The organism is Nitrospirillum karajorum (assembly GCF_036348415.1).
In the GTDB taxonomy this organism is placed as follows: domain Bacteria; phylum Pseudomonadota; class Alphaproteobacteria; order Azospirillales; family Azospirillaceae; genus Nitrospirillum; species Nitrospirillum amazonense_B.
In genome coordinates, this window is sequence record NZ_JAZBQB010000002.1 from 1,193,663 (window position 1) to 1,219,435 (window position 25,773).

The 25,773-nt window shown below is 69.3% G+C and carries 20 protein-coding genes and 1 pseudogene; 4 read left to right on the forward strand and 17 right to left on the reverse strand.

Going from position 1 to position 25,773, the window contains the following annotated elements:
* Positions 1-43: 43 nt before the first annotated feature.
* The 4 genes from pgmB to UCD39_RS12790 form a co-directional block, all read right to left on the reverse strand.
* Positions 44-688, reverse strand: coding sequence for a beta-phosphoglucomutase (gene pgmB, locus UCD39_RS12775; RefSeq protein ID WP_330496378.1), 645 nt, complete (start codon positions 686-688; stop codon positions 44-46).
* Positions 675-3,017 carry a glycoside hydrolase family 65 protein gene (locus UCD39_RS12780; protein ID WP_330496379.1) on the reverse strand — a complete coding sequence of 781 codons (2,343 nt, stop codon included), beginning with the start codon at positions 3,015-3,017 and terminating at the stop codon, positions 675-677. The genes pgmB and UCD39_RS12780 overlap by 14 nt, the downstream gene beginning before the upstream one ends.
* A gap of 158 nt (positions 3,018-3,175) precedes the next feature.
* Positions 3,176-4,654, reverse strand: a complete 1,479-nt coding sequence (locus UCD39_RS12785; protein ID WP_442943631.1) for an MFS transporter — start codon at positions 4,652-4,654, stop codon at positions 3,176-3,178.
* 148 nt (positions 4,655-4,802) lie between these two features.
* Complete coding sequence (locus UCD39_RS12790) at positions 4,803-7,241, reverse strand: TonB-dependent receptor (protein ID WP_330496381.1); 2,439 nt, start codon at positions 7,239-7,241, stop codon at positions 4,803-4,805.
* A 623-nt stretch (positions 7,242-7,864) separates the two neighbouring features.
* Between UCD39_RS12790 and UCD39_RS12795 the strand changes: the two genes are divergently transcribed.
* Complete coding sequence (locus UCD39_RS12795; protein ID WP_330496382.1) at positions 7,865-8,923, forward strand: LacI family DNA-binding transcriptional regulator; 1,059 nt, start codon at positions 7,865-7,867, stop codon at positions 8,921-8,923.
* 147 nt (positions 8,924-9,070) lie between these two features.
* Here UCD39_RS12795 and UCD39_RS12800 read toward each other — a convergent pair whose 3' ends face one another.
* The 4 genes from UCD39_RS12800 to UCD39_RS12815 all read right to left on the reverse strand — a co-directional run bounded on the left by UCD39_RS12800 (position 9,071) and on the right by UCD39_RS12815 (position 13,391).
* Positions 9,071-11,587 carry a PepSY domain-containing protein gene (locus UCD39_RS12800; protein ID WP_330496383.1) on the reverse strand — a complete coding sequence of 839 codons (2,517 nt, stop codon included), beginning with the start codon at positions 11,585-11,587 and terminating at the stop codon, positions 9,071-9,073.
* A gap of 235 nt (positions 11,588-11,822) precedes the next feature.
* Positions 11,823-12,068 carry a toxin-antitoxin system HicB family antitoxin gene (locus tag UCD39_RS12805; protein ID WP_330496384.1) on the reverse strand — a complete coding sequence of 82 codons (246 nt, stop codon included), beginning with the start codon at positions 12,066-12,068 and terminating at the stop codon, positions 11,823-11,825.
* A complete protein-coding gene (locus UCD39_RS12810) occupies positions 12,065-12,523 on the reverse strand; it encodes a putative toxin-antitoxin system toxin component, PIN family (RefSeq protein ID WP_330496385.1) in 459 nt (152 codons plus the stop codon). Before UCD39_RS12810 ends, UCD39_RS12805 begins: the two co-directional genes overlap by 4 nt.
* 121 nt (positions 12,524-12,644) lie before the next feature.
* Positions 12,645-13,391 carry a glucose 1-dehydrogenase gene (locus UCD39_RS12815; RefSeq protein WP_330496386.1) on the reverse strand — a complete coding sequence of 249 codons (747 nt, stop codon included), beginning with the start codon at positions 13,389-13,391 and terminating at the stop codon, positions 12,645-12,647.
* A 123-nt stretch (positions 13,392-13,514) separates the two neighbouring features.
* Here UCD39_RS12815 and UCD39_RS12820 point away from each other — a divergent pair, with 123 nt between their 5' ends.
* On the forward strand, positions 13,515-13,844 hold the full coding sequence (locus tag UCD39_RS12820) for an ArsR/SmtB family transcription factor (RefSeq protein ID WP_330496387.1): 330 nt from the start codon (positions 13,515-13,517) through the stop codon (positions 13,842-13,844).
* 15 nt (positions 13,845-13,859) lie between these two features.
* Here UCD39_RS12820 and UCD39_RS12825 read toward each other — a convergent pair.
* Together UCD39_RS12825 and UCD39_RS12830 are read right to left on the reverse strand one after the other, a co-directional pair.
* Positions 13,860-15,481, reverse strand: a pseudogene (locus UCD39_RS12825) (GMC family oxidoreductase).
* 110 nt (positions 15,482-15,591) lie between these two features.
* Positions 15,592-17,898, reverse strand: coding sequence for a beta-glucosidase family protein (locus UCD39_RS12830; RefSeq protein WP_330496388.1), 2,307 nt, complete (start codon positions 17,896-17,898; stop codon positions 15,592-15,594).
* 228 nt (positions 17,899-18,126) lie between these two features.
* Here UCD39_RS12830 and UCD39_RS12835 point away from each other — a divergent pair, with 228 nt between their 5' ends.
* Entirely contained in the window at positions 18,127-18,498 is a 372-nt protein-coding gene (locus UCD39_RS12835; RefSeq protein ID WP_330496389.1) for a hypothetical protein, read from the forward strand.
* Between the two features lie 138 nt (positions 18,499-18,636).
* On the opposite strand, the gene UCD39_RS12840 is transcribed toward UCD39_RS12835, so the two are convergent.
* The 5 genes from UCD39_RS12840 to UCD39_RS12860 form a co-directional block, all read right to left on the reverse strand.
* A complete protein-coding gene (locus tag UCD39_RS12840) occupies positions 18,637-19,734 on the reverse strand; it encodes an IS5 family transposase (protein ID WP_330495033.1) in 1,098 nt (365 codons plus the stop codon).
* 217 nt (positions 19,735-19,951) lie between these two features.
* Positions 19,952-20,953: a transcriptional regulator FtrA gene (ftrA, locus tag UCD39_RS12845; RefSeq protein WP_330496390.1), complete on the reverse strand. Its 1,002-nt coding sequence runs from the start codon at positions 20,951-20,953 to the stop codon at positions 19,952-19,954.
* A 75-nt stretch (positions 20,954-21,028) separates the two neighbouring features.
* Positions 21,029-21,382 (reverse strand): hypothetical protein, encoded by a 354-nt coding sequence (locus UCD39_RS12850; protein ID WP_330496391.1) that lies wholly within the window; start codon positions 21,380-21,382, stop codon positions 21,029-21,031.
* Complete coding sequence (locus UCD39_RS12855) at positions 21,379-21,741, reverse strand: hypothetical protein (RefSeq protein WP_330496392.1); 363 nt, start codon at positions 21,739-21,741, stop codon at positions 21,379-21,381. The genes UCD39_RS12850 and UCD39_RS12855 overlap by 4 nt, the downstream gene beginning before the upstream one ends.
* 127 nt (positions 21,742-21,868) lie before the next feature.
* Positions 21,869-22,216, reverse strand: coding sequence for a VOC family protein (locus tag UCD39_RS12860; RefSeq protein ID WP_330496393.1), 348 nt, complete (start codon positions 22,214-22,216; stop codon positions 21,869-21,871).
* Between the two features lie 192 nt (positions 22,217-22,408).
* Between UCD39_RS12860 and UCD39_RS12865 the strand changes: the two genes are divergently transcribed.
* On the forward strand, positions 22,409-22,831 hold the full coding sequence (locus UCD39_RS12865; RefSeq protein ID WP_330496394.1) for a rhodanese-like domain-containing protein: 423 nt from the start codon (positions 22,409-22,411) through the stop codon (positions 22,829-22,831).
* A gap of 161 nt (positions 22,832-22,992) precedes the next feature.
* On the opposite strand, the gene UCD39_RS12870 is transcribed toward UCD39_RS12865, so the two are convergent.
* Together UCD39_RS12870 and UCD39_RS12875 are read right to left on the reverse strand one after the other, a co-directional pair.
* Positions 22,993-23,457, reverse strand: a complete 465-nt coding sequence (locus UCD39_RS12870; protein WP_330496395.1) for a GNAT family N-acetyltransferase — start codon at positions 23,455-23,457, stop codon at positions 22,993-22,995.
* A 58-nt stretch (positions 23,458-23,515) separates the two neighbouring features.
* Positions 23,516-25,579 carry a methyl-accepting chemotaxis protein gene (locus tag UCD39_RS12875; protein ID WP_330496396.1) on the reverse strand — a complete coding sequence of 688 codons (2,064 nt, stop codon included), beginning with the start codon at positions 25,577-25,579 and terminating at the stop codon, positions 23,516-23,518.
* Between the last annotated feature and the right edge of the window lie 194 nt (positions 25,580-25,773).

Consider the following 25,773-nt stretch of genomic DNA (forward strand, 5'->3'; position numbering starts at 1 on the left):
GCGCCGGGTTCCGGGCCCCCAGGCGGTAAGGATAAGGGGCGCGTTATAGGAAATCGCCGATGTGGAGCTGCGCGGTCGTGGGCACCACGTAATCGGCCCGCGTCAGGACGGTGGGATCGCCGATGCCCACCGCCACCATGCCGGCATCCTTGATGCTGATGATGCCTGCCACCGAATCCTCGATGCCCAGGCAGCGGTCCGGTGCCACCCCCACCAGGCGCGCCGCCTCCAGGAACAGGTCCGGCGCGGGCTTGGGCGCCTTCACCGCCGCCGGGTCGGCGATGGCGTCGAACAGGGGGGCGATGCCCAGCTGTTCCAGCAGGGGCGGGGCGTTGCGGCTGGCGGAGGCCAGCGCGATCTTCAACCCGGCGTCGCGCGCCTCCTCCAGCACCCGCCGGGCGCCGGGCAGCAGGTCGTCGGGCGTCTGCTCGGCGACGGCGGCGGTGTAATAGCCATTCTTGCGGTCGGCCAGCACCCGCTTTTCCTCCGCCGTCCGCGTGACGCCGCCGTGGGCCAGGATCAGCTCCAGCGACCCCATGCGGTCGACGCCCTTCAGCTTCTCTTCGAACGTGGGTTCCAGGTGGATGCCCAGCTCCTCCCCCAGGCGGCGCCAGGCGGCGAAGTGGATGTGGGCGGTGTCGGCCAGGACCCCGTCCAGGTCGAACAGCACGGCGTCAAAGCGTGGCATGGCGGGCGCCCTCCATCACCTGTTCCGGGGCCACCTGTTCCGGGGTGGTTGGCGTCAGGTGCACGACCTGGCCATGGTGGCTCAGCGCCAGGCCGGGCCCCGCCAGCAGGCGATAGCTGGTTGCGGCGTCGCAACCGACGGCGACCTCGATGCGGTTGCCCCGGAAATCCAGGCGGAAGCGATAGCCGGACCAACCCGGGGGCAGGGTGGGGGTAAAACGCAGGGTGCCGCCCAGGGCGTGCAGCCCGGCGAAGCCCTGGACCAGGGCCATCCAACTGCCGGCCATGGCCGCCATGTGCAGGCCGTGGCCGGTGTTGTGGTGCAGGTCGTCCAGGTCGACCAGGGCGGTGTCCTTGAAATAGGCCAGCGCCTTGTCCATCTGGCCCAGCCGCGCCGCCAGCAGGGCGAACACCCCCGCCGACAGGGTGCTGTCATGCACCGTCACCGCCTCATAGAAGGCGAAGGACCGGCGCACGGCCTCCGGCTCGAAGCGATGGGGCAGCAGGCAGAAGGCCAGGACGGCATCCGCCTGCTTGCACACCTGGTGGCGGTACAGCACCAGGGGGTGATAGTGCATCAACAGGGGGTGGTGGTTGGCGGGCGTGCCGGCGAAATCCCAGGGCTTCTTGTCCAGGAAGCTGTCGTCCTGCGGGTAGAGGCCGCTGGCCTCGTCATAGGGCAGGTACATGGCCGCCGCCGCCTGGCCCCAGCCCTCCGCCTCCTCGGCACCCAGGCTGATGGCGGCGGCGATGCGAGCGAACGCCTCCGGCTTTTCCCGGCCCAGGCGGGCGGCCACCTCGGCCGCGTACTCCAGGTGCGCCTGGGCCATGGCGTTGGTGTACAGGTTGTTGTCCACCATGGCCGTGTATTCGTCCGGCCCCGTCACCTCATGGATGCAGAACCGGCCGCCGCGGCGGGGATTGTAGTGCCCCATGTCCAGCCACAGGCGCGCCGTTTCGAACACGATTTCGGCGCCGTGGCGCACCAGGAAATCGTCGTCGCCGCTGGCGTCCATGTACTGGCGCACCGCGTGGGCGATGTCGGCGTTGATGTGGTACTGCGCCGACCCGGCGGGGAAATAGGCGGAGCACTCCGCCCCGCCGATGGTGCGCCAGGGATAGAGGGCGCCCTTGCGGTGGCCCATGGCCCGTGCATGGGCGCGGGCGCCGTCCAGGGTGCGGTGGCGGTATTCCAGGATGGCGCGGGCCACCGCCGGCCGGGTGTAGACCAACACCGGCAGGGCGAAGATCTCGGCATCCCAGAAGTAATGGCCCTCATAGCCTTCGCCGCTCTGCCCCTTGGCGCCGACGGAGGTCAGGCCATCACGCCCCGCCCCCTGCAACAGCTGGAACAGGTTGAAGCGCACCGCGCGCTCCAGCTCCGGCGCGCCGTCGATGGCGATGTCCGAGGACAGCCAGAAATCCTGCAGGGCTTGGGTCCGGGCTTGGCGCAGGCCCGGCAGGCCGATGGCGGTCGCCCGGCGCAACGCCGCCACGGCGGCGGCGGCCAGCGCGTCATCGGCGGGGGTGCTGTCCTCTCCCTTGTCGGCGGCATAGGCGACACTCTTCACCAGGGTCAGGACGGCCCCCGGCGCCAGGGTGGCGCGGACCGTGTGGCTGACGATGCCCTGGTCGCGCAGGCTGTTCACCAGAACGGGGCCGCCGCCGGTGAGGGTCACGGCATGGGACATGACAACGGCCACCCCTTGGCGGCTGCGGCCGGTGCGCAGCACCATGCCGTCGATGCCGTCCTCCACGATCCAGCGGCGGAAGGCCAGGGCCGCCAGTTGCGGGCCGACGCGTGGGTCGTGCACGCCGGCCGCGTCCGCCGCCGGCGGCTGGTGCGGGGCCAGGCAGGAATCCACCACCACTTCCGCCGTGAAGTCCTCCGCCGTCACCTGGTACTGGATGACGACGGGACCGGGGTGGTCCTCCACCACCAGACGCTCGGTCGCCAGCCGCACCGTGCGGCCGGCGGGGGAGCGCCAGCGTAAGCTGCGGTGCAGGACGCCGGTGCGGAGATCCAGCCAGCGGTGGTGTGCCAGCACGGTGCCGGTGGAAAGATCCAGCGGCTCGCCCTCGATGGTCAGGCCGATCAGGGTGCCATCCGGCACCGGGATGCGGGTGTCGCTGGCCTCGGCGAAGCCCGGCGCCTTCTCATGATAGGTGATGGGCGTGACTTCATAGACGCCGTTCAGATGCACGACCGGGGCGGTGGAGCGCGCATCCTCTTCCACGCCGCCGCGCACGCCGATGAAGCCGTTGCCCAGTGTGAACAGGGATTCGGTGCATTTCAGCGCCGCCGGGCTCTCGCCCCGGGCGATGACCACCCAGGGGTCGGTGGCGGACGGGGCGACGGGGAAGGGGGGAGGGAGGCTGTCACGGGCTGATCCACGTGGTTTTGATCGGGAGGTTGGGGGCAGGGATGTTTTGGGCCGCCGGGGGATGGAGGTAACTCGGGCGTTGGCCCTTTGGTTCCGTCGGCGGCTTACGAGGAGGAGGTGGAGGACAGCGGGGCGGCCACGTCCTCCAGCGACCGGCCCTCCGCCTTGACGCCCAGGACCAGTTCGGTGATGGCGGCGGCGATCATCAGGCCGGCGCCCAGGACGTAGCCCCACAGCACGTTGGTGCGCGAGCCGGTGTCGATCAGCGCGCCGAACACCAGCGGGCCGCAGACGCCGCCCAGGCCGGTGCCGAAGGCGAAGAACAGCGAAATGGCCACGGCGCGGATTTCCAGCGGGAAGCATTCGCTGACCGTGAGATAGGCTGAGCTGGCGGCGGCCGAGGCGAAGAAGAAGATGACGCTCCACGCCAGGGTGATGGTGGTGGCGGTCAGCAGGCCTTGCTGGAACAGGATGCCGGTGCCGATCAGCAGCACGCCTGACAGGGCATAGGTGCCGGCGATCATGGGCACCCGGCCGATGGTGTCGAAGAAGCGGCCGATGATCAGGGGACCCAGGAAGTTGCCAGCCGCGAAGGGCAGGATGTACCAGCCGACATCGTTGGACGGCACATCGAAGAACGAGGTCAGGACCAGGGCCTCGGTGAAGAAGATGGCGTTGTAGAAGAAGGCCTGGGCCGTCATCAGCGACAGGCCCAGCACCGTGCGCCGGCCATAGTCGCGCAGCAGCGACTTGGCCACGGCGGCGGTCGACACCGTCCGCAGCTCCCGCAGGCGCACGGGCGGGCCGGCGGCGGGCAGGGCCTGGCCCCGCGCCTGGATGGCGCGCTCGATGCGGGCGACGATGGCCTCCCCCTCCGCCACGCGGCCGTGAGTCATCAACCAGCGCGGGCTTTCCGGGATGGCGCGGCGCAGCAGCAGGATGAACAGGCCCAGCACCGCGCCGGTGAAGAAGCTGGCGCGCCAGCCCATGTCCGGCCCCAGCAGATGCGGGTCCAGCAGCACCACGGACCCGACGGCGCCCAGCGCGGCGCCCAGCCAGTAGCTGCCGTTGATCACCAGGGTGACCCAGCCGCGGGCGCGGGCGGGGATCAGCTCCTGGATGGTCGAATTGATGGCCACGTATTCGCCGCCGATGCCGGCCCCGGTCAGGAAGCGGAAGACCAGCAGGCTGGTGAAATCCCAGCTGAAGGCGGTGGCGGCGGTGGCGGTCAGGTAGACCAGCAGGGTGATGCTGAACAGCTTCTTGCGGCCCAGCTTGTCGGTCAGCCAGCCGAAGAACAGGCCGCCGAGCACGCAGCCGATGAGATAGGCGCTGCTGGCCGCCGAAACCTGGGCGTTGTTCAGCGCCAGCGACGGGCTTTCCTTCATGGCGCCGGCGACGGCGCCGGCCAGCGTCACCTCCAGCCCGTCCAGCACCCAGGTGATGCCCAGCGCCGCCACCACCAGGCTGTGGAACCGGCCCCAGGGCAGGCGGTCCAGGCGGGCCGGGATGTCGGTTTCGGTCAGGGCGGCGGGCGGCGGGGCGATGGTGGCGGCATTGGGCACGGGCAGGGTCACCTTCACGGGGAGGCCGAAGGAAAGCAAAAGGAGGATGGGCGGACAAAGATCGGGGCAATGCCCGCCCATCCCCAGGGGCCGTCTTTCGGGGCGACGGCCCCATGACACCCCGGCCCCCGCTTGTCGGATGCGGAGGGCCGGGAACTCACGCGGGTCAGAACTTGGCCGCGGCGCTCAGGTGGATGGACCGGCCGAACAGCGGGCGGCCCAGGAAGACGCCGCCGCTGCTGGTGCCGGACCCGACCACCCGGGCGTTGCCTTCGGTGATGCCCAGCTCGTTCGTCAGGTTGGTGCCGGTCAGCTGGACGGTGTAGCGGTCGAACTCGGCCGAGACGCCCAGGTCCAGGGTGTCATAGGCCGGCAGCGGCTGCTGGTTGTCCGGGTCGCCGTAGCGGTCGCCCACATGGGTGTAGGTGCCGAACAGGCGCAGGCTGGCCCAATCCAGCGGGATCTCATACGACGGCGCGATGGAGAACTGGAACTTGGGCTGGCGCAGCACCTGGTTGCCGTTGAAGCTGGGGTTGTCCTGGTACTTGGCATCCAGATAGGTGCCCCGGAAGCTGACCGTCAGGTTGGTGACGGGCCGCACCGCCAGCTCGAACTCCGCACCCCAGGCTTCCGATCCATAGATCTCGTTGATCAGGCTGCCGCTGCCGTCTGGGTTCACCACCTCCGCCTGGTACAACAGGCCGGAGAAGGTGTTGTGGAAGCCGGTGACGTAGGCGCTGTAGTAGTGCGACGACGTCTTCAGGCCCACTTCCTGCTGCTGGATGTTGACCATCTGGTAATCGCCGCCGCGCAGGGCGTCGAACTGCGGGAACTCATGACCGCTGTTGACGCGGGCGTACACGCTGAGATCGTCGGTCAGGTAGTAGTTGGCGCCCACGGTCCAGGACGGCTCCGTCCGGTGCGAGCTGACGCCGTAATAGGTGCCGTTGGTGTAGCTGGCGGCGTTGTCGTACAGCGTCAGCGGGTTGTTATCCAAATCGCCGGTGCTGTCGTTGCTGATGGTGCCGTTGATGCTCTGGTGTTCCATGCGGAAGCCGGCGTCGATGCGCAGGTCCGGCGTGATCTTCCATTCGTCGGAAATGAAGCCCGCCACGGCGGTGCCGTCATAGCTGGCGTCCAGCGCGTAGAAGGAACCGGAGGTCAGCCCCCCGCGTGAGGCCTTGGCGCCGTTGTTCAGCACCACGTCCACCGCCTGCGGGTGGTTGGTCATGGTCAGCAGGTAGTTGTTGCCCAGGTACCATTGGTCCTTGGACGAATACTGGGCGAAATAGGCGCCCACCGTCAGGGTGTTGCCGGGGAACAGCTCATGGCTGAGGCGCGCGTCGTCGGTGAAGGACTGGATGCGCTTGTCCACCGACCACATGCCCACGGCGATGACCTGCTGGTTCATGTTGGTCAGGGCGGCACCGGAGCCGACAATCTTGGCCGAGCCGCCGGTGGCGATGCCGCCGGCCGCCGCCACCACGGCGGCGTTGGCGTTGGCCGAGGTCACGGTGTCGCTGATGAACTGGCCCAGCGTCTCAGGGTTCGAGCCTGTGAATTCCGACTGGGTGAAGGCCCGGCCGGTGACGAAGTTCATCTTGTTGCTGAGCTGCCAGCCCTTCAGGTCCAGGTCCAGGGTGTTGCCCAGGGTGGTCAGCTGAATGCCGCGGCCGTCGCCGATGTCCAGGTTCTTGGACTGGCCGGGGCCGGTCTCGATAGTGACGTTGCGGACGGCGTTGCTGTACAGGCTGAAGGTGCCCGGATCGGTGCCGGGGAAGGCGGAGATGTCCTTGCCGCCGTTGCTGCTGACCAGCGGGATGGCGGTGTAGAAGGCGTTCCTGTCGTCCGTGCGGCGGCCATAGAACGTGAACTCGCCATTCTCGAACTTCTTGGTGACGTTGGCCACCACTTGGCCGCCGTCGTCGGCGGGGAACTGGGTGCTGCGGATGCCCTCGTTATAGCGGTAGAAGCCGCCGACCATGAAGTTCAGGTCCTTGGTGATGGGGCCGCCGTAATAGGTGTCGACCCGGTACAGCCCCTCATCCCCCACGGTCAGGCGGATGCTGCCTTCCGGCGTGTCCGTGCCCTTGCGCTGGATGAAGTTCACCGTGGCGCCCGGCTGGGCGTTGGAGAAGACGGTGGCCGGGCCGCCGCGCAGCACCTCCACCCGCTCCACCGTGTCATCCAGGCGGATGAGTGTGGAGTTGTCCATGAAGGACAGCGTGGGGGCCGGATAGATGGGCGAGCCGTCGATCTGCATGGTGATGAAGGGCGCGTCGCCGCCGCCCGGGAACCCGCGCACGTCGATGTTGGGGCCGGCCGTGCCGCTGGTCGATTCCACCCACAGGCCGGGCGTCAGCTTCAGCAGGTCGGCGGTGCCGTTGGGCTGCTGGGCGACGATGTCCTCGGCCTTGATGGTGCTGATGGCGAAGCTGGCGTCCAGCTTCTTCATGCCGTCGCTGCGCGCGGTGCCGGTGACGATGATTTCCTGCAGCTCTTCCGAAGCGCCGCTGGCCGCCTGCGGCGCCTGGGCCGTGCTGGTCGTCTGGGCCAGGCCCGCGGCCGGCATCAGCAGGGCCGCCAACGCGACGCCGCCCAACAACGCACCTATCCTATGTGGATGTGACATCCTTCCCTCCCCTTATGTCTTGGTGTGATCGTGACTTGGACTGGCTCGCCCCGTCGCGCCCTGACCCAAGGCTTCTTATCGGGATGGCGCGTCCTTGAGGGATCGCCTGCCACCCTTGCTTGAATGACGCTTCGATAACATTGGATGACATCGATAACAAGACATCGATATCATTTTGCCGGTGACGGCCTGGAGGGGGTGCGGAATCGTCCCGCACGTCGGCATCCATTGCTGCGGTTGCGCTTCGCAAACGCAGCAAATCCGCCGGAGAAGTCAGCCGCTGTCTTAAATCCTTGGCATTTCAGGGCCTCGCATCCGGGCATCGGGCGGCGCGGGCGTCGCCGGTGTTGTTATCGATGTCATTCGCTGTTACGCCTACGGGGGTGCCGACACCGGGGACTGGTGCGGTGCGGTGTCCCGGGGCCCTTTCCCGGCATAGGGGATTACGCGGGCCGAAACGTCCATTCCAGGGGAAGGGATGACGCGACTCGGGTTCCCATGCAGCAACCCCGGCTTGGCAAGCGGGCCTCGGCTATGGAACAGTCTTCCGCAGGTGTGCCCCCTTCACCGGCCTCCCGTCTTTCCTGGAACCGCTTATGAGCCTGCGCCCCGCCAAGTCCGCCCGCCCGGCGCCGCCATCTCCGACCCCGGTCCCAGCCCTGCCGGACGGCGCGGACGCCGGCCGGCTGACCATGGCCGATCTGGCGGCCAAGGCGCAGGTGTCCATCATCACCGTGTCGCGGGCCCTGCGCGACAGCCCCGCCGTGCGCGAGGATACGCGCCGCCGCATCCAGGAACTGGCACGCGAGATGGGCTATCGCTTCAACGCCACGGCGCGGAACCTGCGCCTGCAGCGCAGCCACACCATCGCCGTGGTGGTGGACATGACGCCGTCGCCCGAACGCCCCATGTCCGGCCCCTTTCCCTTGGACCTGCTGGGTGGCATTTGCCAGGAACTGACGGTGGCGGGCTACAACGTGCTGCTGACCACCGGGGCGTCACAGCCGGCGGCGGCGGTGCAGGCGGCCGATGGCGCCATCCTGCTGGGGCAGGGCGCGGACGACACCGCCGTGCGCCAACTGCTGCCCATGGGCGTGCCGCTGGTGGTGTGGGGGGCGCCGCAGGCGGGCATGGACCCGGTCTTCGTGGGCAGCGACAACCACCAGGGCGGGGCGCTGGCCGCCGCCCGCCTGGTCGAGACGGGGCGCCGCCGCCTGGTCTTCCTGGGCGACACCCACCACCGCGAGAACGCGGAACGCCTGCACGGCTTCACCCAGACGCTGGCCGCCGGCGGGGCGGCGCTGGTGGCGCTGGCGCCCTGCGACTTCACCTTCAACGCCGGCGTGGCGGCGGTGCGGGGCCTGCTGGCCAATACCCCCGGGGGGTTCGACGGCATCTTCGCCTGCAGCGACGCCATCGCGCTGGGCGCCATGCGCGCCCTGACGGAGGCGAAGCTGACCGTGCCGGACGACGTGTCCGTCATCGGCTACGACGACACCCCCATGGCCGCCTTCAACACCCCGGCCCTGACCTCGGTCCACCAGGACTGGACGGAGGGTGGCGTGCGGCTGGCGCAGAGCGTGCTGGCGCTGATCAACGGGGAGCGGCCGGAGTCGCTGATCCTGCCGACGCGGCTGGTGGTGCGGGCGACTTAGTTTTTGTCCCTCAGACGCCGGGCGGGCCCATCCGGGCCCTGGGCTTGTCCTCGATTTCCAGTCCGCCTTCGGCCCCCCGGAAATCTCCGGCGGCCGCCGTCGCGGCCTGACAAGCGATGAGGTGGGCTCATTGCTTGTAAAAGGACCTCAGTACACATCCCGCCGATAGCGCCCCTCGGCCGTCAGCGCGTCCAGGCGGTCGCGGCCCAGAATGGCTTCCAGCGCCCGGTCCACGCCCGGGGCCATGCCTTCCAGGCTGCCGCAGACGTATATCACGGCGCCCCGGTCTACCCATACGCGCACAATGTCCCCCTGGGCCGCCAGGCGATCCTGGACATAGCCCTGGCCGTCGCGGGAATAGACCAGATCAACGCGCGCCAGGGTGCCGTCCGCCTGCCAGGCGGCGATCTCTTCGGCATGCCAGGCGTCGGTGGCGGCATGCCGCTCCCCGAACAGCAGCCAGGCGTCGCCCAGGCCCAGGGCCTGGCGGTGCTTCAGGTGGCCGCGCAGGCCGGCCAGGCCGGTGCCGGCGCCGACCAGGATCAGGGGCGCCGGGCCGGACGGGGCGTGGAAGCCGGGGTTGGCGCGCAGGCGCATCCGCACCTCGCCCCCCACCGCCACGCCGGCCGTCAGCCAGCCGGAACCCAGGCCCAGGGTGCCGTCGGGCCGCGTCTGCTGCCGCACCAGCAGGTCCACGCGGCCCTCGGCCGGCAGGCTGGCGATGGAATAGTCGCGGTGGTGGGCGCCGCTGTCGTTGCCGGGCAGGATCTGGGCGATGTCGCCGGCGGCCCAAACGGGCATGGGCTGGTCCAGCGGTTCCAGCGACAGGTGATAGGCGGGGCCGCCGGGGCTGCCCCGGTTCAGCAGGCGGCGCTCCGCCAGGCGCCAGCGGCCGTATGCGTCGGGCGCCCAGTCGGGAGTGGCGCCGGCACCCAGGGCGCGCAGCTGCCCCTGCCATTGGCGCAGGGCGTCGGCGTCGTTGTCATCCACCAGCACCGGGTCGAACAGGCGGGTGGCGCCGCTCTCGCCCAGCCAGCGGTCCAGCGCGCGGCCAAAGCCGCAGAAGGTCTCATACTGCCGGTCGCCCAAGGCCAGCACGGCGAAGTCCACCCCGGCCAGATCGGCGGGGGCGGCCATGCGCTTCTTGGCGAAGGCGCGGGCGTCGTCCGGCGGCTCCCCCTCGCCATAGGTGCTGGCCACCACCAGCAGGCGGCCGCGCAGGGCCTTCAGGTCCAGCTTGGCCAGGGGCAGCACCTGCGGCGCCCGGCCGCCCTCGCGCAGCACGCCGGCGGTGCGCCAGGCCAACTGCTCCGCCGTGCCCGTCTGGCTGGCATAGGCGATGGTCAGGGTGGTGTCAGCGGTGGGGTACGCCAGCGGGCCTGCGGCGCCATCCCCCATCCCATCGCGCGCCACCCGCGCCGCCTTTTTCTTGCGCCGGCGGTCCAGGTACATCAGCAGGCCGGTGATGGTGAACAGGGGCATGGCCCCGGCCGCCGCCATGAACACCACGGCCCCGCCGGTGCCGAAATAGGTGCCCCGGTGCAGGGTCAACACCCCGGCCAGCAATCTGGCGCCCAGCGCCTTGTCGGCGAAATGACTTTCCGAGGTCACGGCCCCGGTGGCGCCGTCCAGCGCCATCTCATCGAGCGGTTGGTCCGCCGGCGCGCCCACGGGGCGATAGCGCACGCGCACCGGGGCGCCCGGCTTGCCCGGCACGCTCACCAGCGCGGTGGCGTACCGGTCCCCCTCACGCGCCAGGAAGGCGGCCCAGGCGGTGTCGATGGAAACGGGGGCGGCGCCATTGTCGCGCTTCCCGGCACCCCTTTCGCCCCGGGGGCCTTCCTCCCGCGCCGGCAGCGGCTGCCCGGTCAGCAGGCGGGTGGCGCCGTCCCGATACCAGTCATAGGACCACCACAGCCCCGTCAGGCCGATGACCAGATAGACCAGCAGCACCCAGGTGCCGATGACGGCGTGCAGCGACCACAGGAAGGCGCGGCCCTTGGCCCCCGTGTCTAGCGCCAGCCAGGCGCGCCAGTCCAGCGGCCGGCGTGGCCAGCGCAGGTACAGGCCCGAGGCGCAGAAGAACAGCAGGGCCATCACCGCCGCTCCGGTGATCTGCCGGCCCATGCCGTCGCCATTGCCGGGCAGGGCCAGCCAGCGGTGCAGCCGGCGGACGAAGGCGAAGAACTCCTCCCCCGTGGCGTGGCCCAGCACCGTGCCGTCATAGGGGTCGACATAGGCGCGCTCCCCCCGGTTGCCGCCCATCCCGCCGGCGAACAGCACGCGCGCCGCCTCATCCGTGCGGGCGGACAGGAACACCCCCTCCACCCGCGTCTCCGGCCGCTGCGCCCGCACCCGGGCCAGCAGCGCGTCGGGCGTCAGCACCGGCGCTTCGCGGGGTGCCACCGTGACCACGCCGGGGCTCAACGCCCGCATGATCTGGTCCTCGAAGCTCATGGTGGCGCCAGTGATGCCCATGAGCGCCAGGACGAAGCCCAGCGTGATGCCCAGCAGCCAGTGCAGTTGATAGACCACCCACCGCCCGGTGATGCCGCCCGCCCGGTTGACACCCCCGCCGAACAATCGCCCTACCTTAATGGGCGCACGGCTGCTCTGGCTGGTCCCGGCATCGCCGCCGGCCTGGTCTCTGGTCACGCTGGTCACGGTCACGTCCCCCGGGCGACGTCCCATCGCCCGATATTGCAAATCACTCGCAACTCTTATAGCGGGCTGGCCGGGGGTTGGGAAGGGGCGTCAACTGACCGGCTGATCACACTGCCGGGTGCATGCGGCGCGGCGATGTCGAGACATTCGGTCGTTCATCTTTGGGCGGTGTCGCCAGTCGGGCTCATTCCTGTATGTCCGCCGGTTCCATATCGCCACAAACATGTATGGCCTGTCACTCCAGCCGGTCATCGTCACGGGGGGCATTGCCCTGACCGGACCGCTCCAGCACCTCTTTGGCACGGCCGGGAATCGCGCGGGCGCCCCTTTTCCTGAAATACCGTTCCGCTTCCGCTTGCGCGCCAACGCGGGATGCCAGGGCCGTTGCCACGTACTGATTCAGACTGACGCCGGCGATATCGGCCAAGCGTGCGGCCTCTGCCTTCAGGTCGTCGGGTATGCGTAGCGGAAAACTGCTCATTTCAACCTCCTGAGAACATCCTTCGGCCGTTCCACCTCGATCCCGAAGCGCCGAACACCAGCAGCCAAATCCGACAGGTTGAAGCTTGCGACCACGTCCGCGTTCCCGTTGACCGCCGTCTCAACGACATGGTCGTCATCGGGGTCGTTGGCGGATGGCCGCCAGCGGTAGTCGAAGGCCACGGGCACGCATATTCGCGCCAACTCATCAAGAACGGCCAGCACGTCGGCAACCCCGATCCCAAATTGTTCGAGATTGTGCGGTCGGGTGAGCACGGCTTCGTATTCAAGCAACAACGTCGCGGACAGCAGCAGGGACGCCTTGCCGTCGATGATATCCAGCAGCAGGCGGCGGGAAGCCCCATCCGGGCTGTTGAAGGCGGCAAACAGGACGTCGGTGTCGATGACGATTTTCACAATGATGATATCGTATATGACATCGTCCCGGGCGTCCATAGGCTGATGTCGTTGGTGATGTCACCCTAAGGAAACGACGGCTTGATCATTGAGGGCATTCCCCGTCGATTGCGGTGTGCTCCCCAAAAGGGGAGCACACGACGGAAAGCAGGCATCCCGCTCAGCGCAGGCCGCCGCTGGCGGTCAGGCGTTCGCCGGTCAGCCAGCGGGCGTCGTCTGAGGCGAGGAAGACCGCGATGGCCGCGATGTCGTCCGGCTGGCCGGTGCGGCCCAGCGGGGTCTGCGCCACGATGCCTTGCTCGAAGTCGGAGCCGACGAACCCGGCGGCTTGCGTGCCCTCGGTCTCGACGATGCCCGGATTGATGGCGTTGACGCGGATTTTGCGCGGGCCCAACTCATTGGCCAGCACGCCGGTGATGGCGTCCACCGCGCCCTTGGTTCCGGTATAGACGGCCGAGTTCGGCACGAACAGGCTGGTGACGGCGGAGGAGATGTTGATGATGCTGCCCCCTTCGCCCAGGTGCTTCGCGGCCGCCTGGGTGGTCAGCAGCAGGCCCAGCACGTTCACGTCGAAGATGCGGCGGTAGTGGGCCTCGGTCACCTCCCCGATGGCGGCGAATTCATAAACGCCGGAGTTGTTGACCAGGATGTCCAGGCGGCCGAATTCCTTGACGGCCGTGTCGATCAGGCCCTGCGCCTGGTCCGCCTTGGTGACGTCGCCCTGCACGGCGATGGCCTTGCCGCCCGCCGCCGTGATCGCCTGGACCACCGCGTCCGCGCCGGCCTTGCTCGACGCGTAATTGACCACCACGGCGGCGCCTTCCGCCGCCAGCGCCTTGGCGATGCCGGCGCCGATGCCCTTGGACGCGCCCGTCACCACGGCGACCTTATCGGTAAGCTTTCCCATGTTTTCCATTCCTTTGAATTGGGGGCCGAACTGGGGTCAGCCGCAGGATGCCGGCTTTGTCCCTTAGTTCGGAATATCGGAACTATTGAACCGGCCAACAACCCCCCACATATTAAAAAAATCATGAGGCCCCTTTTTCACCCCACGCTTGACGACGTACGACCGGAAGCGATCCTCCACGCCCTGTCCGATCCGGTGCGGGCGGCGATCTTCACCCAGATCGCGGGTATGGGCTGTGTGCAGGCATGCTCCGCGTTCGCGGCGGTGGGTGACCGGGTCATCCCCAAATCATCGCTGTCCCACCACATCAAGGTGCTGCGCGAGGCCGGCCTGATCCGGTGCGAGCGGCATGGCGTGGAGATGCGCAACCATTCGCGCTGCTCCGAGGTGGATCAGCGCTTCCCGGGCCTCATCGCGGCGATCCTGAGCGCCTACGCGAAGGCAGGGGCATAGGGACACCGGCCAAAGCTACCGCGCGTCCTCCACCATCATTGCCGCCGCCCGGTCCGCGATCATCATGGTGGGGGCGGCGGTGTTGCCCGAGGTGATGCGCGGCATGACCGAGGCGTCGGCCACGCGCAGGCCCTGCACGCCGATGACGCGCAGGCGGGCGTCGGTGACGGCCAGGGGATCGTCGGGACTGCCCATCCGGGCGGTGCCCACGGGGTGGAAGATGGTGGTGCCCACGTCGCCGGCGGCCTGCGCGATGTCGGCGTCGCTGCGCAGATGGGCGCCGGGCTTGTACTCCTCCGGCTGGAAGGCGGCCAACGCCGGGGCCTGGGCGATGTGGCGGGCCAGGCGCAGGCTGTCCACCGCCACCCGCCTGTCCTCCTCCGTCGCCAGGTAGTTGGGCTGGATGACCGGGGCGTCGGCGGGGTCGGGGCCACGGGCGTGGATGCTGCCCCGGCTGCTGGGGCGCAGGTTGCAGACGCTGGCGGTGAAGGCGCCGAAGGGGTGCAGGGTATCGCCGAACTTGTCCAGCGACAGGGGCTGGATGTGGAATTGCAGGTTGGGGGTGGCGTATTCCGGCCCGCTGCGGGTGAAGGCGCCCAGTTGCGACGGCGCCATGGTCAGGGGCCCGCGCCGGCGCAGGGCATAGTCCAGCGCCATCCACGCCCGGCGGGGCAGGGACTTGTACAGCAGGTTCAGGGTGGGCACGCCGGTCACCTTGAAGATGGGGCGCAGTTGCAGGTGGTCCTGCAAATTCTCCCCACCCCCGGCCGGTCGGCGATGACCGCGACACCCAGGTCGCGCACCCGCGCGCCGGCGCCGATGCCGGAGCGTTCCAGCAGGGCCGGTGTCGCCACGGCGCCGGTGGCCACCACCACCTCCCGCCGCGCCGCCAGGGTGCGGGGGCCGTGCGGGGTGCGCAGGCGCACGCCGCGGACGCGCGTGCCGTCGAAGGTCAGGCGCTCCGCCAGGGTGCCGGTGATGACGGTCAGGTTGGGGCGGTGGCGCACGGGGTCGAGGAAGGCGCGGGCGGCACTCCACCGCCGGCCGCCCTTCTGGTTCACCTGGAAATAGCCGCAGCCCTCATTGTCGCCTTGGTTGAAATCCTCGGTGCGGGGAATGCCGCACTGTCCGGCGGCGTCGATAAAGGCGTCCAGCAGGGCCCAGCGGATGCGGGGGTGGTCCACATGCCATTCGCCGCCGGCCCCATGGAAGGGGCTGGCGCCCGCCACATGGTCCTCCTGCGCCAGGAAGGTGGGCAGCACATCGTCCCAGCCCCAGCCCGGCAACCCCATCTGGCGCCAGCCCTCATAGTCGGCGGCCTGGCCGCGCATGTAGATCATGGCGTTGATGGCCGAGCAGCCGCCCAGCACCTTGCCGCGCGGATAGGCCAGGCTGCGGCCGTTCAGGCCCGGCACCGCCTCGGTCTTGAACATCCAGTCGGCGCGGGGGTTGCCGATGGCGAAGAGATAGCCGACGGGGATGTGGAACCAGATCCAGTCATCCTTGCCCCCGGCCTCCACCAAGGCCACGCGCACGCCTGGGTCGGCCGACAGCCGGTTGGCCAGCACGCACCCGGCCGAACCCGCGCCCACGACGATGTAGTCGAAGATGTCGGTTTCGGCGGTGGCGGTGGTCATGCGGGTGGCCCTCCCAGGCGGTTGTTTCCCGCCAGTGTCGGCCGTCCACAAGCCCCCTGGCAAGCGCCGAGAGGGCGCTTGCCAGGCCAAGAGTCACAGCAGCTTCAGGATCACGGCTTCAGGGTTTGGGCCTTCAGCGTCACGGTCTGCGTCTCGCCCAGGGTCAGGGCGTCGCTGCCCAGGGCCACGGTGTAGCTGCCGGCCGCCACCTTCCACTCATGGGCCTGCGCATCGAAATCGGCCAGCAGGCGCGGGTCGACGGTGACGCTGACCGTCTTGCGCTCGCCCGGTTTCAGGTCCACGCGGCCGAAGCCCAACAGCCGGGTGCGCTTCCCCTGCGGGCCCGACACCAGGTAGACCTGCCCCACGTCCTGGCCGGGGCGGGCGCCGGTGTTGGTGACGGTGAAGCTGATCTTCATCGCCTCCCCGGCATGGGCGCCGGCGGCGGCCTTCAGCCCGCCTTGCGCGAAGGTGGTGTAGCTGAGGCCATAGCCGAAGGGGAACAGGGGCGTCAGGCCCTTGGCCGCGTACCAGCGGTAGCCGACGTCCGCCTTCTCCGGATAATGCGCGTCGATCAGCTTGGTGCGGTCGCGCTCGTAAAAACCGGCCAGCTCCGGGCTGGGCAACTGGCTTTCATCCCGGGGGAAGGTGATGGGCAGGTGGCCCGAGGGGTTGACGTCGCCGAACAGGATGTTGGCGATGGCCTGGCCGCCCCGGATGCCGGGGTACCAGGCCTCCACCACGCCGGCCACCTTGTCCAGCCAGGGCATGGCCACGGGGCCGCCGGTTTCCAGCACGACGATGGTGTTGGGGTTGGCGGCGGCGACGGCGGCGATCACCGCGTCCTGGCCCTGGGGCAGGGTCAGGTCCGGCACGTCCTGACCCTCGATGTTCCATTGCGTGGCGAAGACGAGGACCACGTCCGCCTGCTTGGCGGCGGCCACGCTTTCGCTGACGTAGCGGCCGTCGGCGAAGAACACGGCGTCCTTGCCGGCTTTGTCCTCGATGGCCTTCAGCGGCGCGTCGGGCTGGTAGACGGCGTCGGAGATGTGGACCAGTTCCCCGGTGCCGCCGATGTGGATGAAGGCGCCGTTCTTGTAATCATGGTTGGGCCCATCGGCCGCCAGCACCTGGGACGACCCGCCGCCCGACAGCACGCCGGCGTCGGCCAGCCCGCCGATGACGGCGATGCGCTTGCCTTTGGCGAGGGGCAGGACGCCGCCCTTGTTCTTCAGCAGCACGATGCCGCGCTCCGCCACCGTGCGGGTCAGGTCGGCATGGCCCTGGAAGTCGATGGGCCCGGTGGGGGCCTTCACGTCGAATACCCCGGTGGCGAACAGGGAGCGCAGGATGCGCCGCACCATGTCCGACACGCGGGTCGCCGGAATCCGCCCGGCCTCGACCGCCGCCTTCAGCGGCTTGTCGAAGAACACCTCCTTGTCGATCTGCTCACCCGACTGCTGGTCCAGGCCGTTCATGGCGGCGCTCAACGCCGGGGTGGCGCCCCAGTCGGACATGACCCAGCCGGGATAGGCCCAGTCGCCCTTCAGCACCTTGTTCAGCAGGAAATCATTGTCGCAGGCCCAGGGGCCGTTGACGCGGTTGTAGGAACACATGACGGAGCCGGGCTTGCCCGCCTCGATGGCGAACTGGAAGGCCAGCAGGTCGCTTTCGCGCAGCGACGCCTCGTCGATCACCGCGTTCACGGCACGGCGGCTGGACTCCTGGCTGTTGATGGCGAAGTGCTTCACCGTCGCCACGATGTGCTGGTCCTGGGTGCCGCGGATGGCCTGGCCCGCCAGCGTGCCGGCCAGCAGCGGGTCCTCCCCCAGATATTCGAAGTTGCGGCCGTTGCGGGGCTCGCGCGTCAGGTTCACGCCGCCACCCAGCAGGACGTTGAAGCCCTTGCGCGCCGCCTCGTCGCCCACCATGGCGCCGCCCTGATAGGCCAGCTCCGGGCTCCACGTCGCGGCGATGGCCAGGCCGGCGGGCAGGCCCGTGGCGCCGTCGGGACGCAGGCGGTGGGGGGTGGTGACGCCCAGGCTGGCGTCCGTTTCGCGCAGGGCGGGGATGCCCAGGCGCGGCACGCCGGGGATGTAGCCGGCGGACCAGACCACCCCGTCCGGCAGGCGGTCGATCTTGTAGGGCAGGGCCATGATGCCGTGCAGCATGCCGATGCGCTCATCCAGCGTCAGTTGGCTTTCCAGCAGGCGCGCGCGCTCATCCGGCGACAGCTTGGCATCCATCCAGGGGCCCGGCACCGACGGGGTGGGCGGAACGGCGGCGGCGGTGGCCCGCGCCGACATTTCGGCTTCCAGCGGGATCTGGGCATGCGCGGGGGAAACCAGCGCGCCACCGGCGGCAAGGGCGCAAAGGGCGGCGCCAGCGGCCAGGCGGCGAAGGGGGGCGCGGGACATGGACGGATACTCCCTGGATTTTATTGCCGCCGGACGGGCCCGGCGGAGCATATGACAACCTTGTCATATGGCGGGCACTCTAAGGGTTCGCCTCTGGGGCGCGCAACCGGTTTGTGGGGCAGGCGGAATGGGGCCTGGATGGGGCCGAATGGGGGACCTCCCAATGCGCGTCTATGCCGTCCGCCGGCGCCGGGTTTGGCTGGGGGAAATCGTGAGGGGAGGACAGGCATGGCCGAGATCAGGACATCCGCAGGCATCACCATTCACATCGACGCCGGGAATATTGGCACGCTGACGGGCGGACCCGGCGGCACGACGCTGGGCGGCCTGGGGGAGGCGGTGGCGACGGCGGAGGCGCCGGACGCCCTGCTGGCCCGTCTGGGTGTGGAGGCGGATTTCGCGCGGCTGACCCGGCCCGACGGATCGCCCCTCTGGGTGCGCGGGTCCTCGGTCTCGCTGGTGCGACCGCCTCTGCCCACGGAAATCCCGCCGGGCGGCACGGCCAAGGCGACGCTGGTCGTGGGCGGTGGCCATCAGACGGTGGCGGAGGATGTCGCCGCCGTCCTGGCGGCCGTGAACGCCCACGGCGGGAGCCTTTAGCAGGGTGCGGAAGAATGGAGCGTTAAGGCCCCTTTCCCCATGAGCCAAGCCGATTGAAGGCTTGATCGAGGGGCTACGGGCCGCTTTTGCGGCCATCTTCCCCGGCTTCCGCCGTTTGCAGGCGGAATCCGGGCATGGTCAGGCCGCCACCATCAGCTTGGGCAGTCTGACGAGGTTGTAGGCGGCGGCGGTCAACATGAAGGCCCAGCCGACGCGATCGGTTCCCTTGTGGCGCGTCTTGCGCAAGGTGCCGGTGGTCTTGATCCAGCCGAAGACCTCCTCAATACGCTTGCGGATACGCAAGGACACGCCATAGCCGGGGTGGCGGGTGGTGCGTCCATCAATGGCGGACGTGCGCCGCGCCCCGGTCTTGGTCAGGTGATCATTCCGGGCGATATGCGGCGTCACCTTGCGGGCACGGAGTTCCCGGACGAACTCACGCGCATCAAAGGCCTTGTCGGCGCCCAAGGTGATCCGCCGCGTCGGCTTCAGCCCGTCGACCAATGCCAACGCCGCCTCGCGTTCGGCGGTGCCGGTCGCTTGGGTCAGCGTCGCACCAACCACCAGGCCGTTGCGGTTCTCCATCAGCACATGCCCCATGTAGGCTAGGCGCGATGGCTGGCCATTGCTCTTGCGGTACAGTTTGGCTTCAGGGTCGGTGGTGGACGCGTGGGTCTGGTTGGAGCGCTTCTCCCCGTGGAAGTCGCGCTCCCCGTTGCGACCGGGGCCCGGCGGGTCGCCACCGCCATCCTTGGGCCGGAAGCTCTTGATCGACGCCCAGGCCTCGATCAGCGTGCCATCCACCGAGAAGTGGTCGTCCGACAGCAAGTTCCGGCCTCGCGCCTGGGCCACCACCGCCCCCAGGAACTTCGCCGCGACGTCGCCTCCAAGAAGCCGCTCACGGTTCTTGGTGAACACCGTCACGTCCCACACCGGGGCGTCCATCGCCAACCCGACAAACCAGCGGAACAGCAGATTGTAGTCCATCTGCTCCATCAGTTGTCGCTCCGACCGGACCGAATAGAAGGCCTGGAGCAGCAGCGCCCGCAGCAGTTTCTCCGGCGGGATCGAAGGACGACCCACCTTCGCGTACATCGCCTCAAAGTCCGGCGACAAAACCTCCAGCGCCTCGTCACAGATCGCCCGGATCGCCCGAAGCGGATGCCTTGGCGGAACACGCGCTTCGCAACTCACGTACGAAAACAAGCCTTCCGTCCGAATGTCTCCGCCACGCATCCCATCCTCCTCAGCGTCATGAGGAAGCGAATCACGACAGGAACTCAGACGGAAGGGTTTTTCCGCATCCTGTTAGAGCGGAACGCGATCAGGTGGAGTCACCTGATCGTGTAAATCCGCTCTATCATGAACAGGTTAAGAGCAAGATGCGATCACGACTGATCGCATCTTGCTCTAAGGGCCTTCTCCTGCGGGTGGCCGGACTCGTGACGGGCGGCTATTCGGCCGCAGCGGCGAAGCGGGCGCGATAGGCCGTGGGGCTGGTGCGCAGGCGGGCGCGGAAATGGTGGCGCAGGGTGTCGGCCCCGCCGAATCCGCACTCCGCCGCCACCTGCTCCAGCGACAGGGACGTGGCCTCCAGCAGGGTGCGGGCGCGGCCCAGCCGCTCCGTCAGGATCCAGTCCTTGGGGCTGGTGCCGGCGGCCTCGCGGAAGCGGCGCACCAGGCTGCGCTCGCTCATGCGCGCCTGGGACGCCAGGCGGGCCAGGGTCAAATCCTGGTCCAGGTTGCGGCGGATCCAGTCGAACAGCGCGGACAGGGGGGCGGCCTCATCGGCCAGGGGCGCCTCCACGAACTGCGCCTGGCCGCCGTCGCGGTGGGGCGGGATGACCAGGCGGCGGGCCACCTGGTTGGCGATGCGGGCGCCATGGTCGCGCCGCACGATGTGTAGGCACAGGTCAAGCCCGGCGGCGCTGCCGGCGGAGGTCAGCACCGACCCCTCGTCCACGTACAGCACATCGGGTTCCACGCGGATGTCGGGAAACCGCTCCGCCAGGGTTTGAGCATAGCGCCAGTGGGTGGTGGCGCGCTTGCCCGCCAGCACGCCGGCCGCCGCCAAGACGAAAACGCCGGAGCAGATGGACACCAGCCGCGCCCCGCCCGCGTGCGCCTGGCGCAGGGCATCCAGCAGGGCCGGCGGCACCGGGGCATCCTTGCCGCGCCAGCCGGGAATGATGATGGTACCGGCGGCGGCCAGGTCGCGCACGTCGCCGTCCGCCAGCACCTGGATGCCGCCCACGGCGCGCAGGGGGCCGGGCTCGGCCGCGCAGACGCGGAACTGGTACCAGTCCGCCATCTCCGGCCGGGGCAGGCCGAACACCTCCACCGCCACCCCGAACTCGAAGGTGCACAGCCCGTCATAGGCCAGCACGGCCACGGCGCGGTTGCGCGGGGGTGTCGGGGCGGTTGGAGCGGGGCGGTGCAGAGTCATGGATGCCATGAAAACACCAGCGCCCCAGGGGCGCCAGGGGCTGGTGGCGGCTTGGCCGGAAATACCCGCCTATTGGCGGAATGGCTATGGCGGCGTGCCCTCACCGCCCGGTGCCCTTATGGCGGCGCCGCACTGCGGACAATGCCGGACGACGCGGCCACTGACGATGCCGCAGGCGGGGCACAGCCGGAATCCCGTCAAGGCCCCGCCGATCATGAAGGGCGCGGCCAGGGCCAAAGGCCAAGCCTGCGTCCAGCCCCAGCACGCCCAGGCGTAAAGAAAGACGGCTAGTGCGATGCCAACATAAAGCCAGTGATAGGTCCGGTTGCGCCGCACGGGGTTGCCGGGAACCAGATGGCACCAGGCTATGGCGGCGGCCAGCGGTGCCACGGCCAGGCCCAGAAGGATGCCGCCGATGACGGTCCAGGCCGGACTCACCGGGCGTCCCCCGCGTCGCTGTACGCCTGGCCGCAACGGGCGCAGTGTTTGGGTGGGATCAGGCTGCGGGGCTGGGCGGCGATGCCGCAGTGGTTGCAAACTCGGGACGTGGCCAGGGCCACGGCCGCGATGCCGCCCATCAGCAATAATCCGGGCCAGCCCTGGGCCAGGCCCACGCTCAGCAGCAGCGCGGCGCCGAACAGGACGACAGGCACCGCGCAGTAATAGGGCAGGATGGCGCGCCGCACGGCGGGCTCCCCCGGCACATGAAACAGCACGACGCCGAAGCCCAAGGTGAACAGGGCCCCCAGGATCAGCAACAGCAGGGCCAGGCTGGGCAGGGAATGGGTATGAACCACGGGAACCTCCCATCCGGGTGGAGCCTACGATGATCCGTGGGTCACCCGCGTTGGGCGCATTTTAACGCCGGCCTGCCACCCTTTGATGCAGGACCGCGCCGTCCCAGCCTTGCGCACAACGCGTGGGTCAGTCCTGGTGGGCCTGGGCCTGCATCACCGCCAACTCGTTGCCCGAGGGGTCGGTGAAGTGGAAGCGGCGGCCGCCGGGAAAGCTGAAGATGGGGCGGACGATGGTGCCGCCCGCAGCGCTGACGGCGGCCAGTGCCTCCTCCAGCGCGTCCACCTGGATGACCGTCAGCGGGGCCTGGGTCGCCTCCGCCGCGTCGGCCTGCAGGCCGATGTCCACGTCGCCGGTCATGGTGCAGGCGTAGGTGGGGCCGAAGCCGGTCAGGGACCAGCCGAAGGCCTGTTCATAAAAGGTCCGCGACGCGGCCAGGTCGCGGGTGGGCAGTTCGCTGTAATTGGGCCGGGCCATGGGGTGTGTCTTCCTGTCGGCGGTTGTCGTCGATGGGAGAATCTTAACCCAGGTTGATGACAGCCCCTGTCAGTAGGACAGTCAGCGGGATGTTGGCCGGAACCACCCGTCTTTTGGCGGGCGTGCCCCTGGCGGCCGAACGCCGCATCGGGGACAAAGGGCCATCGCCACCGTTTGACAGGAGATCCCGCCATGGCCGACCCCGCTCTCATTTCCGCCGGCCCCTCCGTTGTCGCCAAGACGCCCGCCGCCGCGCCGGACGACGCCGTGGCGCATTTCGCCGCCAAACTGGCGTTTGAGACCGACTGCGCCGACGTCTGGCACGCCACGACCCAGGAGACCAAGGATTTCGTGCTGCTGGACGTCCGCACCCCCGCCCTGTTCGCCGCCGGTCATGTGCCGGGCGCCGTCAACATCCCGACCCGGCAGTTGACCGAGGCGCGGTTGGCGGACTACCCGGCGGACACGCTGTTCGTCGTCTACTGCGCCGGCCCGCACTGTAACGGCTCCACCAAGGCGGCGCTGAAGCTGGCGCGCCTGGGGCGCCCAGTGAAGGAGATGATCGGCGGCCTGACCGGCTGGATCGACGAGGGCCTGGGCCTGGCGCGCGGCTGATACCAAGGAGCGATGATTTCCATTCATCGCTCCTTGGTATCGGCGGCGACTGCCGCCGCGCGGCGTAAGGCGCGGAAGCCAAGCCGCCGGATGGCGGCGCCGGCGACTGAGGGCGATGAGCCTGGCCATAGGTCAGGATCATCGCTACTTGGTATGAGCGATCAGATCAGGGCCTTGGCCATTTCCGTGGTCGGGGCCCATCCCGCCTGCTCATACAAGGGCCGGCCGGCGGCTGTCGCATGCAGGACGGCGTAGGCGATGCCGCGCTCACGGAACGCCGACTCCGCCAAGGTCATCAGGCGGCGGGCCAGGCCTTGGCGCCGGTGGCCAGGCTCGACATAGACGTTCAGGACATAGCCCCGCCGCGCCTCCTCCGGATGCGCCGGGTGGGGCGGCCAGTCGAGTTCCATCAGGCCTATGCCGGCCACGACCGCGCCATCGGCATCGGCCAAGGCGAACCCGAAGTACCGTCCATCGGCCAGGCGGGGCGCCAGCCAGGCGCGAAAGGGGGTGACCATGGCCGTGATTGCGGCCTCCGGGCGGCCGGAGTCGCGGAACATGGCGGCCCGGTGCCGGCACACCAGGTCCAGGTCATCCGGTGTCAATGGGCGGTGCGTCGGCGCCATGGGGCTTCCCCGTCGTTGCGGGAAATCCTTTTAAGGCGGGACGCACCGCTTGACCAGATCAGGCGGCGCGCACCCCGCCCAGGAAGCCCGCCACGTCGCTTTTCAGCCGCTCCGCTCTGTCGGTCATGGACGTGGCGGCCTGGCGCAGGTCGCCGGCCACGGTGGTCGACTGCTCCACCGCCTCGCGCACCTCATCGATACTGGCGGTGATCTGGTGGGTGGACGCGGCCACCTCCTGCACGTTGCGGGCGATTTCCCGCGTGGCGGCCCCCTGCTCCTCCACCGCCGCGGCGATGCCGGAGGTGATGCCGCCCATGGTGTGGATGACGTCGGAAATGGCGCGCACACCGTCCACGGCGCTGCGCGTCACCGTCTGGATCTCGTTGATCTGGCGGGTGATGTCCTCGGTCGCCTGCGCCGTCTGGTTGGCCAGATGCTTCACCTCGGACGCCACCACGGCGAAGCCCTTGCCGGCCTCGCCCGCCCGGGCCGCCTCGATGGTGGCGTTCAGCGCCAACAGGTTGGTCTGGCTGGCGATGGCGGTGATCAGGCCCACGATTTCCCCGATCTTGGCGCTGGCGGCGGCCAGCGCGGCAATGGCGTGGTCCGTCTCCTCCGCCTTGACCATGGCCTCGTTGGCGATGGTGGTGGACTGCGCCATCTGGCGGCTGATCTCGGCGATGGAGGCGGACAGTTCCTCCGCCGCCGCGGCCACGGTGTTGATGCCGTTGGAGGCCGTCTGGGCGGCGCTGGCGACGGTGGACGCCTGCCGGCTGGATTGCTGCGCCGTTTCCGTCATCGCGGCGGAAGTGGCGGCCAGGTGGCCGGCCGCTTCCTCCACGGCGTTCAGGCCGGCGCTGGCGCGGCTGTCGAAGGTGCGGCACAGGCCATCCACCGCCAGGGCGCGATCCAGCGCCGCCTGCCGGGCGGCGGCGGCGTCGCGCTCGGTGGCGCGGGCCTTGGCGGCGTTGTCCCGCAGCACGGTCAGCGCGGTGGCCATGGCGCCCACCTCGTCCTGCACACGGGGGGCGGCGATGTGCACATCCAGATCATCCTCCGCCAGGCGGGTGATGGCCTGGGTCAGGTCCTTGATGGGCAGGGTCACGCGCCGGCGCAGCACCCAGGCCACCAGGGCGGTGATGGCGGCCACGAAGGCCAGCGTCAGACAGCCCAGCAACAGTTGCAGGCGCGCGTCGCCCAAGGCCTCCTCATTCATGTCCCGGGCGGTTTCCAGCGCCCGGTCGCGCAGGATCAGCGCGTTGTCCAGCATGGGGCTGGTCCAGGCCCGCCAGGCGGCATTGTCCATGGGGCTGGGGCCGCCGGTGCGTGCCGCCTCCAGGATGGCCTGGTAGCGCGGTTCACCCTCCTTGATCAGGGTGTTTTCCTCGGTCGTCAGCGCCTCTGCCAGCTTGGCGGGGCTGCCCAGGTTGGCGACGGCCTGCTTTTGCAGGCGCCACAGGGTGGCGACCTGGCCGGTCAGCTGCGTGGCGGTGTGAAGGCGCTTCGCGTCCAGCGTCTGCCCCGATTGGAACAGGCTGAGAATGGCGGAACGGGTACCGGCGGCGGCGCGCAGGTCCTGCGCCATGGCGGCGATCTGCAAGGGGACGGTCAGGTCGGCCGATGCCGCGGCGGTGCGGCGGAAGGCCAGGTCGGCGGCGTGGTCGACGGCGGTGGCGGTGGCGGCGATGCCATCCTGCATGCGACCGGCCGCGTCGGCGGGCCGGTCGGCCTTGGTCTGGGCCGTCGCGGCCTTGGCGCCCGCCCGCGTGTCCGCCAGCAGCTTTTCCGCCTGCGCCAGGCCGGCAAGGTCCAGGTGCGCCGCCGCTGTGCTGGCGCGCGCCTCCGCCAGGGCGGCATCCGTGGCCGCCATCGCCTTGGCTTGCGCGCTGCCGGGGCCGGTGTCCGCGGACCCTTCCGCACTGAAGGCGGCGTTCCAGGCGCTGCGTTCCGAGGCCAGCAGCGCGCCCAGCTTCAAGGTTTGGCCATAGGCGGCCAAGTAGCGTCCGGCGGATGCTTGGGCCGCCAGGTCGCGGGCGGCGACGAAGGCGATGATGCCGGACAAGGCGACGGCCAAGGCGGCGACGCCGCCAATACCGGACAAGACTGTCTTGCTGATATTCATTGGGTACCTTCTGGCTGGCCTTTACGGGACAGAGGGTGCTTCCACTGAAAGTAGCGTTAAAGTGCCAAGGTTAAGGATGTATGAACGGGCCAGGGTGTGCTGGCCTTTGCCGCCCCTTTATTGGCGGCCTCGCACAACGTTTACTGCCAAAGATAATCCCGAAGTTCCAATTCTGACGATGCCCACTGATCGCG

What these genes read in the sequence shown, in the direction of transcription:
- pgmB (WP_330496378.1), bottom strand. Translation starts at nt 688, where the DNA reads ATGCCACGCTTTGACGCCGTGCTGTTCGACCTGGACGGGGTCCTGGCC.
- UCD39_RS12795 (WP_330496382.1), top strand. Translation starts at nt 7,865, where the DNA reads ATGAGCCTGCGCCCCGCCAAGTCCGCCCGCCCGGCGCCGCCATCTCCG.
- UCD39_RS12805 (WP_330496384.1), bottom strand. Translation starts at nt 12,068, where the DNA reads ATGAGCAGTTTTCCGCTACGCATACCCGACGACCTGAAGGCAGAGGCC.
- UCD39_RS12810 (WP_330496385.1), bottom strand. Translation starts at nt 12,523, where the DNA reads ATGGACGCCCGGGACGATGTCATATACGATATCATCATTGTGAAAATC.
- UCD39_RS12815 (WP_330496386.1), bottom strand. Translation starts at nt 13,391, where the DNA reads ATGGGAAAGCTTACCGATAAGGTCGCCGTGGTGACGGGCGCGTCCAAG.
- UCD39_RS12820 (WP_330496387.1), top strand. Translation starts at nt 13,515, where the DNA reads ATGAGGCCCCTTTTTCACCCCACGCTTGACGACGTACGACCGGAAGCG.
- UCD39_RS12830 (WP_330496388.1), bottom strand. Translation starts at nt 17,898, where the DNA reads ATGTCCCGCGCCCCCCTTCGCCGCCTGGCCGCTGGCGCCGCCCTTTGC.
- UCD39_RS12835 (WP_330496389.1), top strand. Translation starts at nt 18,127, where the DNA reads ATGGCCGAGATCAGGACATCCGCAGGCATCACCATTCACATCGACGCC.
- UCD39_RS12840 (WP_330495033.1), bottom strand. Translation starts at nt 19,734, where the DNA reads ATGCGTGGCGGAGACATTCGGACGGAAGGCTTGTTTTCGTACGTGAGT.
- ftrA (WP_330496390.1), bottom strand. Translation starts at nt 20,953, where the DNA reads ATGGCATCCATGACTCTGCACCGCCCCGCTCCAACCGCCCCGACACCC.
- UCD39_RS12860 (WP_330496393.1), bottom strand. Translation starts at nt 22,216, where the DNA reads ATGGCCCGGCCCAATTACAGCGAACTGCCCACCCGCGACCTGGCCGCG.
- UCD39_RS12865 (WP_330496394.1), top strand. Translation starts at nt 22,409, where the DNA reads ATGGCCGACCCCGCTCTCATTTCCGCCGGCCCCTCCGTTGTCGCCAAG.
- UCD39_RS12870 (WP_330496395.1), bottom strand. Translation starts at nt 23,457, where the DNA reads ATGGCGCCGACGCACCGCCCATTGACACCGGATGACCTGGACCTGGTG.
- UCD39_RS12875 (WP_330496396.1), bottom strand. Translation starts at nt 25,579, where the DNA reads ATGAATATCAGCAAGACAGTCTTGTCCGGTATTGGCGGCGTCGCCGCC.